This is a genomic window from Devosia sp. (assembly GCF_030689745.1).
Lineage (GTDB): Bacteria > Pseudomonadota > Alphaproteobacteria > Rhizobiales > Devosiaceae > Devosia > Devosia alba.
Genome location: NZ_JAUYGL010000172.1, coordinates 1 through 2,828, shown reverse-complemented (window position 1 = coordinate 2,828; position 2,828 = coordinate 1). Strand labels below are relative to the sequence as shown.

Below are 2,828 nucleotides of genomic sequence, written 5' to 3'. Positions count from 1 at the left end.
GGCATCACCAAGGCGGTGGCGACACCCTGGCGCTTCGTGCGGCGCGGCTCGCCGTTTCTGAGCAGGCCACTGTCGTAGCGGGCCCCACCCCGATCCGTGCCATCGAGTAGGAAGGGAGCGCGCCGCTACTCTCAGCAGTCTCAAGCCGCGGCCAAACTCACAGAAAAATCGTGACGGAACCAATAACGGCCTCTGGTGATTTCGGGTAGCAAGAGACCAGAGCGTGTCAATCGGACAAGGCGGCAGAGGGAACGGGGATGGTTTTTCCGATTTCCCGCCCCGGCCAACGAAATGGCAGCCGAGCCCTTCCCCCGTCCGCTCTGGTCTCGCCGCAATTGCAGGAGACGACCATGCCGCAGGGCGACAAATCCGCTTATACCGACAAGCAGAAGCGCAAGGCCAAGCATATTGAGGAGGCCTATGAGGACAAGGGCGTGAGCCAGGACGAGGCCGAAAGCCGCGCCTGGGCGACGGTCAACAAGGATGATGGCGGCGGCAAGAAATCCGGTTCAGGCCGCGGCGCCGAAACCGGTCACCCGGCAGCCCGGGCAACCCAATGAGGTCGCCACCTGCCATCTGTTCCTCGCCTGCGATGAAAGCTCCTACATCACCGGCCAGGTGCTCCACCCCAATGGTGGGGAGATCGTCGGTGGATAGCATGTCACGTTAACCCAAGCCGCCTTGCGGCGCGCCCCGTCCCGTGATTCAAGGACGGGGTGAGCGCACTTGAATCGAGTATCGATCTGTTCGGCGCGGGCGACGCGATCATGCCGCGTGACCCGCTGGGCATTCTGCGCGAGGTTTTCGGGCATCAGCATTTTCGCGGCCTGCAGGCCGATGTGATCAATCACGTCGTGCAGGGCGGCGATGCGGTGGTACTGTTCCCCACCGGCGCCGGCAAATCAATGTGTTACCAGATTCCCGCCATGGCCCGGCCCGGCGTCGGGATCGTCATTTCGCCGCTGATCGCCCTGATGCGCGATCAAGTCGAGGCACTGCGCCAGGCCGGCGTGGCCGCTGCCGCGCTCAATTCCTCGCTGACTGCCGAGGAATCGGCCGAGGTACGCGGGCAATTGCGGCGCGGCGAACTTGATCTGCTCTATGTGGCGCCGGAACGGGTGGCGACGCCCGGCTTTGCCAATATGCTGTCGGGTATCGATATTGCCCTGTTCGCCATTGATGAAGCCCATTGCGTCAGCCAGTGGGGCCATGATTTCCGCCCCGAATATCGCGAGCTGACCAGGCTCACCGAACTGTTCCCCGGCGTGCCGCGCATTGCCCTGACCGCGACGGCTGATCCGACGACGCGCGAAGACATCATCGAGCGGCTGGGGCTTGAGACGGCCGAGGTGTTCACCACCAGTTTTGACCGCCCCAATATTTCCTATTCCATTGTCGAGCGCGACAAGGCGCGCGACCAGCTGCTGAGCTTTCTGGCCGCACACAAGGGCAGCTCGGGCATTGTCTATTGCCTGAGCCGCGCCAAGGTCGAGGACACGGCGGACTGGCTCTGCGGCAAGGGCATTCCCGCCCTGCCCTATCATGCCGGGCTCAGCGCCGAGCGGCGCAACGCCAATCAGGACGCCTTCCTCAAGGAAGAGAATATCTGCATCGTCGCCACGGTGGCGTTTGGCATGGGCATCGACAAGCCCGATGTGCGCTATGTGGCGCATATGGACCTGCCATCCTCGATCGAGGCCTATTACCAGGAAACCGGCCGCGCCGGGCGAGACGGCCAGCCGGCGGACGCCTGGATGAGCTACGGCATGGCCGATGTGGTGCAGCGCCGCCGCATGATCGACGAGGGCAATGCCCCCGACGAGATCAAGCGCCTCGAACACGGCAAGCTCAATGCGCTGCTCGGGGTTTGTGAAACGGCCGAGTGCCGCCGCAAGGCGATATTGAGCCATTTCGGCGAGGCCTATCCCGGCGATTGCGGCAATTGCGATACCTGTCGTTCGCCGGTTGAAACCTGGGATGGCACCGAAGCGGCGATCAAGGCGCTGGCTGCAATCTATCGCACCGGCATGCGCTTTGGTGCGGCCCATGTCATCGATGTGCTGATGGGCAAGGCCACCGAGAAGGTCGAGCGCTTCGGCCACCAGAACCAGGCCGTGTTTGGCCAGGGCGCCGACCTTGACCCGCGCAGCTGGCAGTCGGTCATCCGGCAGTTGACGGCCTCGGGGCTGATCGTGGTGGATCACGCGTCCCATGGCGCGCTGACCCTGGGAGAAGGCGCCCGCGCCGTGTTCAAGCGCGAACGCAGCGTTACCCTGCGCAAGGACCGCCCGAAAAAGGCCACCGAAGTGCGGCGGCAGCTGGCCAATGCGGTACAGTTGCCCGAGCCGGCGATGAGCGTGTTCAACGCGCTGCGCGAAGAACGGCTGCGTATCGCCAAGCAGCAGGGCGTGCCGCCCTATGTGATCTTCCACGACGCCACGCTCAAGGCCATGGCGCTGGCCATGCCCGCCCATCCGCATGACATGCTCAACCTGCCCGGCGTCGGCCAGGCCAAGCTCGACCGCTATGGCGAGGCATTTCTGGCGGTATTGGCGAGGGTGGCGGTCTGAACCGGATCACCGAACGCCATGTGGCCTTGCCGCGGCGCGGAATCAGGGCTTAAGGTTCAATTCAGCCATCACCGTATCGACCGGCAACACCCGGGCGCACCACCACGAAGCCGGACAGGATTTCCGCCGTGGCACCACCACAGATAACGACGTCCAATCCATTCGGGCCTTGATCGGCCACCGGGTGGCACCAGCAACGGAAAACCAAGCACCATGACCGCATCCCACCTCGTTATCCCCGACCTCGCCGGCAAGGCA

The 2,828-nt window shown here is 64.1% G+C and carries 3 protein-coding genes and 1 pseudogene; 3 read left to right on the top strand and 1 reads right to left on the bottom strand.

The window, feature by feature from the left end:
- Window positions 1–350: 350 nt before the first annotated feature.
- The 3 genes and pseudogenes from Q8O80_RS14845 to recQ form a co-directional block, all read left to right on the top strand.
- Window positions 351–545, top strand: a pseudogene (locus Q8O80_RS14845) (plasmid stabilization protein); the annotation flags it as partial.
- Window positions 484–657 carry an SDR family oxidoreductase gene (locus tag Q8O80_RS14840; protein WP_371136215.1) on the top strand — a complete coding sequence of 58 codons (174 nt, stop codon included), beginning with the start codon at window positions 484–486 and terminating at the stop codon, window positions 655–657. The pseudogene Q8O80_RS14845 and the gene Q8O80_RS14840, both read left to right, overlap by 62 nt.
- A gap of 110 nt (window positions 658–767) precedes the next feature.
- Entirely contained in the window at window positions 768–2,570 is a 1,803-nt protein-coding gene (gene recQ / locus Q8O80_RS14835) for a DNA helicase RecQ (RefSeq protein ID WP_305580589.1), read from the top strand.
- Between the two features lie 42 nt (window positions 2,571–2,612).
- Here the strand turns inward: recQ and Q8O80_RS14830 are convergent.
- Window positions 2,613–2,828, bottom strand: a 216-nt coding sequence (locus tag Q8O80_RS14830) for a hypothetical protein (protein WP_305580587.1), incomplete at its 5' end; no start/stop codon positions are given.

Excerpts from the sequence above, each read along its gene's own strand:
- Q8O80_RS14840 (WP_371136215.1), top strand. The coding sequence starts at position 484 with ATGATGGCGGCGGCAAGAAATCCGGTTCAGGCCGCGGCGCCGAAACCG.
- recQ (WP_305580589.1), top strand. The coding sequence starts at position 768 with ATGCCGCGTGACCCGCTGGGCATTCTGCGCGAGGTTTTCGGGCATCAG.